A 6,072-nucleotide genomic window follows, 5' to 3' on the forward strand; every position below is an offset into this window, starting at 1 on the left:
CCATGGCTGACGAACCCCTTGTCCTCGGCATCGAGACCTCGTGCGACGAGACCGGCGTCGGCATCGTGCGCGGCCACACGCTGCTGGCCGACGCGGTCGCCTCCAGCGTCGACGAGCACGCCCGGTACGGCGGTGTGGTCCCCGAAGTGGCCAGCCGCGCGCACCTGGAGGCGATGGTCCCCACCATCCAGCGCGCGCTGAAGGACGCCGGGGTCGCCGCGAGCGACCTGGACGGCATCGCGGTCACGGCGGGCCCCGGACTCGCGGGCGCGCTGCTGGTCGGGGTGTCGGCGGCGAAGGCGTACGCGTACGCGCTCGGCAAGCCGCTGTACGGCGTCAACCACCTGGCCTCGCACATCTGCGTGGACCAGCTCGAACACGGCGCGCTGCCCGAGCCGACGATGGCGCTGCTGGTGTCCGGCGGGCACTCGTCGCTGCTGCTCGCGCCCGACATCACCAGCGACGTACGGCCGTTGGGCGCGACCATCGACGACGCGGCGGGCGAGGCGTTCGACAAGGTCGCCAGGGTGCTGGGGCTCGGCTTCCCCGGCGGCCCGGCGATCGACCGGCACGCCCGCGAGGGCGACCCCGGGGCCATCGCCTTCCCGCGCGGCCTGACCGGCGGGCGCGACCCGGTCTACGACTTCTCCTTCTCCGGCCTGAAGACCGCCGTGGCGCGTTGGGTCGAGGCCCGGCGCAGGGACGGCCAGGACGTGCCGATCGCCGATGTGGCCGCGTCCTTCCAGGAGGCCGTGGTGGACGTGCTGACCCGCAAGGCGATCCGCGCCTGCCGGGACAACGGCGTCGACCACCTGATGATCGGCGGCGGTGTCGCCGCCAACTCCCGCCTGCGGTCACTGGCGTTGGAGCGCTGCGAGGACGCGGGCATCCGGCTGCGGGTGCCGCGCCCCGGCCTGTGCACCGACAACGGCGCGATGGTCGCGGCCCTCGGCGCCGAGATGGTCGCGCGCGGCCGGGCCTCCTCCACCCTCGACCTGCCCGCCGACTCCTCGCTGCCGGTCACGGAGGTGTCGGTGCCCGGCCACACCCACCCCGGCCCGCACGGCCACGGGCCGGGCCACGCGCACCCGCACGCACACGACCACGGGCCGGGCCACGCGCACGACCACGACCATGTGCACGAGCTGAGCAAGGACAACCTGTACGGATGACCGTCACGCTGATGTGGGAGGCCGCCGCCGCAGAAGGCCGCGGCCCCGACCTCCTCGACTGGGCCAGGAAGCAGGCCCGTACGCTCCCCGGCACGCCGACCCGCCGTGAATTCCTCACCGCGCCCGACGACCGGGTGCTCATCCTCACGTGGTGGGACGCGCCCTACGACGCCGTACTGCCGGAACTGCCCGACCCGGACGGGACGTTGGTGCGCCGCCAGGTGCACCGCTGGCGCTTCACCTCGGTGTCGGTGGAACCCGGCGCCTGAAAGTCGCATCAGCCAGGGTGTGCACCACGATCCCCTGACCCCGGTCCCCACCCGCGCCCGTCGCCGCCCCGGCGGTCGCCCGGGCCGTACCGGCAGCAGGGCCGCTCTCCCGCTGCTGGCGGCGGCCTGCCTGCTGCTCGTCGCGGGCTGCTCGGGCAGCACCTCGACGTCCGCCTCGACGCCCGGCCCGTCCGCGCCGACGGGCACGGCCACGAGCGCGGGCGGCACCGGGAAGCCCACCACGCCGGCCGGCTCCGCGCAGGCCGAGCGCGCCGCCGCCTTCCGCAAGTGGGGCATACCCGTGCTCGCGGACCCGCCCCCGCCGCCCGCGGTGAAGCCGGTCAAGACCGGCAAGGGGCTGCTGCCGGTGGTCAGCGACGTCCCGACGACGCGGAAGATCGTCTTCGTCACCTTCGACGACGGCGCGGAGAAGGACCCGAAGTTCGTGCGGATGATGCAGGACCTGAAGATCCCCTTCACCATGTTCCTGACGAACGCGATCATCCAGAACGACTACGGCTTCTTCAAACCGCTCCAGGCGCTGGGCAACTCGATCGAGAACCACACCCTGACCCACCCCAACCTGAACACCGAGTCGCTCGCCGCGCAGAAGCACGAGATCTGCGGCCAGCAGACGAAACTCACCCACGAGTACGGCACCGCGCCCGGCCTCTTCCGCCCGCCCTACGGCAACCACAACGCCGCCACCAAGGAGGCGGTGCGGTCCTGCGGTGGCCTGCGCGCGATCATCCTGTGGCGCGAGTCGATGCAGATCAAGAAGGTGCAGTTCCAGCGGCCCGACCACACGTTCCACCCCGGCGACATCATCCTGGCGCACTTCCGCGGGCCCAGTGAGCTCAAGGGCGAGTCGATGACGAAGATGACCGCGAACATGCTCCGGCAGATCGCCCAACAGGGCTTCACCGTGGCCCGGTTGGAGGACTACGTCTGAGAGGTACCGGTCACCGGCCGCCCGAGCAGCATCGAGGGCGCGCCCGCCACCCGGGTCAGGAACACGGTCGCCGCGTGCGGCCCCCGCGGCTTGACCCGGCGCCGCACCTCCTCGGGCTCCACCGCCGACCCGCGCTTCTTCACCGTCAGCACGCCGACCTCGCGCTCCCGCAGCAGCGCCTTGAGCCGCTTCAGCCCGAACGGCAGCACATCGCCGATCTCGTACGCCGTCGCGTACGGCGTCGGCCGCAGCTCGTCCGCCGTCACGTACGCGATGGTCTCGTCGATCAGGCCGCCGTTCAGCGGGGCCGCCGCCTCCGCCACCAGATGCGCGCGGATCACCGCGCCGTCCGGCTCGTACAGATACCGGCCGACCGGGCGGACCTCCGGGTCGGGCAGCGGCGCCGCTGTGCGCAGACTGGCCCCGCCGGGCAGCAGCGTGGCGCGTACGGCGCCGGGCTCGGTGCCGAACCACAGCGCCGCCTCCTTCACGTCACCGCGGTCCGAGACCCACTCCGCCTCGGCCTCCGGCGGCACCGCCTCGTGCGGAATGCCGGGCGCGACCTTCACCGCGGCGAACGGCACCGCACGGGCCGCGGCCAACGCCCAGGACAGCGGCGGCGCGTACGCCTCGGGGTCGAAGGTCCGCCCGCCCGTCGCCCGGCCGCCACCCCTCATCGACGTGCCGCGCGCGGCCCCGCCCGGTCCGCCGGTCCGGCGCGCCGGGTCCACGAACACCGCGTCGAACCCGGCGGTGTCCACCTCCGTCACGTCCGCGCAGCGCACCTCGATCAGGTCGGCCAGGCCCAGCGCCGCCGCGTTCGCCCGCGCCGCCGCGCACGCCAGCGGGTCCCGGTCCACGGCCAGCACCTCGATCCCGGCCCGCGCCAGCGCGAGGGCGTCCCCGCCGATGCCCCCGCACAGGTCCGCCAGCCGCCGCACGCCGAGCGCCCTGAAGCGCTCCGCGCGGTGCGTCGCGACACTCTTCCGAGTGGACTGCTCCACGCCGTTCGGCGTGAAGTACATCCGGTACGCGTCCTCCTCGCCGAATTTCGCCACGGCCCGCTGCCGCAGCCGCGCCTGCCCCAGCGCCGCCGACACCAGCCCGGCGTCGTACGTGCGCCGCAGCCGGGTGGCCGCCGCCAGCTCGTCGGCGGGGCTGTGCTCCCGCAACTCCGCGAGCAGCGCCTGTCCGTCGCCGGACAGCAGCCCGGCAAATCCTTGGAGGTCCACCCGGCCATTGTCCCCGCCCGCCATGCGCCGGACGACGGGGCCTGGTACCCCCGAGGGGTACCCCTTTCGAAGGTGCCGCCTGGCACTCCGCTTGACCGAGTGCTAAGCGCGTCCTAGTCTCGGTTCTGGCACTCGGCACCGCTGAGTGCCAGCACTCAGCGACGGGCAGGTCCGGCACCCGCGACGACGGGCCTACCAGGTCGCCGACCCAGACAGACACTCTTCCGTGAGCCCTTTGAAGGGGGAGGTCGGATCGTGACGACCGCCAGCACCAAGGTTGCCATCAAGCCGCTTGAGGACCGCATCGTGGTCCAGCCGCTGGATGCCGAGCAGACCACGGCCTCCGGCCTGGTCATCCCGGACACCGCCAAGGAGAAGCCCCAGGAGGGCGTCGTCCTGGCCGTCGGTCCGGGCCGCTTCGAGGACGGCAACCGCCTGCCGCTCGACGTCTCCGTGGGCGACGTCGTGCTCTACAGCAAGTACGGCGGCACCGAGGTGAAGTACAACGGCGAGGAGTACCTCGTCCTCTCGGCTCGCGACGTCCTCGCGATCGTCGAGAAGTAAGCACCGCTTTTACCGCAGCAGTGATCCCGCCCCGGGTTTCCGCGTCCTACGGACCGGGCGCCCGGGGTGGTTTCGTTGCCTGCTCCTGCCGTCCTTGACGACGTGATTTGACGAGTAGACGAGGTAGTTCACAGGCATGGCCAAGACCCTGAAGTTCGACGAGGACGCCCGTCGCGCCCTTGAGCGCGGCGTCAACAAGCTCGCCGACACCGTGAAGGTGACGATCGGTCCCAAGGGCCGCAACGTCGTCATCGACAAGAAGTTCGGCGCCCCCACCATCACCAACGACGGCGTGACCATCGCCCGTGAGGTGGAGCTGGAGGACGCCTACGAGAACCTGGGCGCCCAGCTCGTCAAGGAGGTGGCGACCAAGACCAACGACATCGCGGGTGACGGCACCACCACCGCGACCGTGCTGGCCCAGGCCCTGGTCCGCGAGGGCCTGCGCAACGTGGCCGCGGGCGCCTCCCCGGCCGCCCTGAAGAAGGGCATCGACGCCGCCGTCAAGGCCGTGTCCGAGGAGCTGCTCGCCACCGCCCGCGCGATCGAGGGCAAGGAGGACATCGCCGCCGTCGCCGCGCTGTCCGCGCAGGACAAGCAGGTCGGCGACCTGATCGCCGAGGCGATGGACAAGGTCGGCAAGGACGGTGTCATCACCGTCGAGGAGTCCAACACCTTCGGCCTGGAGCTGGACTTCACCGAGGGCATGGCGTTCGACAAGGGCTACCTGTCGCCGTACTTCGTCACCGACCAGGAGCGGATGGAAGCGGTCCTCGACGACCCCTACGTCCTCATCCACCAGGGCAAGATCTCCTCGATCCAGGACCTGCTGCCGCTGCTGGAGAAGGTCATCCAGTCCGGCGCGTCCAAGCCGCTGCTGATCATCGCCGAGGACGTCGAGGGCGAGGCCCTGTCGACCCTGGTCGTCAACAAGATCCGCGGCACGTTCAACGCCGTCGCCGTCAAGGCGCCCGGCTTCGGTGACCGCCGCAAGGCCATGCTGGGCGACATCGCGACGCTGACCGGCGCCACGGTCATCGCCGAGGAGGTCGGCCTCAAGCTCGACCAGGCCGGTCTCGACCTGCTCGGCACCGCCCGCCGCATCACCGTCACCAAGGACGACACCACGATCGTCGACGGCGCCGGTGACAAGGCCGAGATCGAGGGCCGCGTCAACCAGATCAAGGCCGAGATCGGCACCACCGACTCGGACTGGGACCGCGAGAAGCTCCAGGAGCGCCTGGCCAAGCTCGCCGGCGGCGTCTGCGTCATCAAGGTCGGCGCGGCCACCGAGGTCGAGCTCAAGGAGAAGAAGCACCGTCTGGAGGACGCCATCTCCGCGACCCGCGCCGCGGTCGAGGAAGGCATCGTCTCCGGCGGCGGCTCCGCGCTCGTCCACGCCGTCAAGGTCCTGGAGGGCAACCTCGGCAAGACCGGCGACGAGGCGACCGGTGTCGCCGTCGTCCGCCGCGCCGCCGTCGAGCCGCTGCGCTGGATCGCCGAGAACGCCGGTCTCGAGGGCTACGTCATCACCGCCAAGGTGGCCGAGCTGGAGAAGAACCACGGCTTCAACGCCGCCTCCGGTGAGTACGGCGACCTCGTCAAGGCCGGCGTCATCGACCCCGTCAAGGTCACGCGCTCCGCGCTGGAGAACGCGGCCTCGATCGCGTCGCTGCTGCTGACGACGGAGACGCTGGTCGTGGAGAAGAAGGAAGAGGAGCCCGCTGACGCGGGGCACGGTGGGCACGGTCACTCCCACTGAGTGACGTCCGTCGGTTCCACCGGGGCGGGGGGGGGGGGGGGGGGGGGGGGGGGGGGGGGGGGGGGGGGGGGGGGGGGGGGAGGGGGGGGGGGCGGGGGGGGTGGGGGGGGGGGGGAGGTGG

6 protein-coding genes are annotated in these 6,072 nt (G+C 72.2%); 5 read left to right on the forward strand and 1 reads right to left on the reverse strand.

Going from position 1 to position 6,072, the window contains the following annotated elements:
- The first annotated feature begins 2 nt into the window (after window positions 1-2).
- From tsaD to ACZ37P_RS15025, 3 genes are read left to right on the forward strand one after another with little or no spacing between them, the layout of a single operon-like run.
- Window positions 3-1,172 (forward strand): tRNA (adenosine(37)-N6)-threonylcarbamoyltransferase complex transferase subunit TsaD, encoded by a 1,170-nt coding sequence (gene tsaD, locus ACZ37P_RS15015; RefSeq protein WP_401855570.1) that lies wholly within the window; start codon window positions 3-5, stop codon window positions 1,170-1,172.
- Complete coding sequence (locus ACZ37P_RS15020; protein WP_391050434.1) at window positions 1,169-1,441, forward strand: hypothetical protein; 273 nt, start codon at window positions 1,169-1,171, stop codon at window positions 1,439-1,441. The genes tsaD and ACZ37P_RS15020 overlap by 4 nt, the downstream gene beginning before the upstream one ends.
- Window positions 1,442-1,460: 19 nt before the next feature.
- Window positions 1,461-2,393 carry a polysaccharide deacetylase family protein gene (locus ACZ37P_RS15025; RefSeq protein WP_401723472.1) on the forward strand — a complete coding sequence of 311 codons (933 nt, stop codon included), beginning with the start codon at window positions 1,461-1,463 and terminating at the stop codon, window positions 2,391-2,393.
- On the opposite strand, the gene ACZ37P_RS15030 is transcribed toward ACZ37P_RS15025, so the two are convergent.
- Entirely contained in the window at window positions 2,384-3,649 is a 1,266-nt protein-coding gene (locus tag ACZ37P_RS15030) for a class I SAM-dependent methyltransferase (RefSeq protein WP_467346721.1), read from the reverse strand. The genes ACZ37P_RS15025 and ACZ37P_RS15030 overlap by 10 nt on opposite strands.
- Before the next feature lie 231 nt (window positions 3,650-3,880).
- Here ACZ37P_RS15030 and groES point away from each other — a divergent pair, with 231 nt between their 5' ends.
- Both groES and groL read left to right on the forward strand, forming a co-directional pair.
- A complete protein-coding gene (gene groES, locus ACZ37P_RS15035; protein WP_093740451.1) occupies window positions 3,881-4,189 on the forward strand; it encodes a co-chaperone GroES in 309 nt (102 codons plus the stop codon).
- A 136-nt stretch (window positions 4,190-4,325) separates the two neighbouring features.
- Window positions 4,326-5,951, forward strand: a complete 1,626-nt coding sequence (gene groL / locus ACZ37P_RS15040) for a chaperonin GroEL (RefSeq protein ID WP_355336791.1) — start codon at window positions 4,326-4,328, stop codon at window positions 5,949-5,951.
- Window positions 5,952-6,072 lie beyond the last annotated feature (121 nt).

It is taken from the genome of Streptomyces sp. NPDC024632 (genome assembly GCF_055559175.1).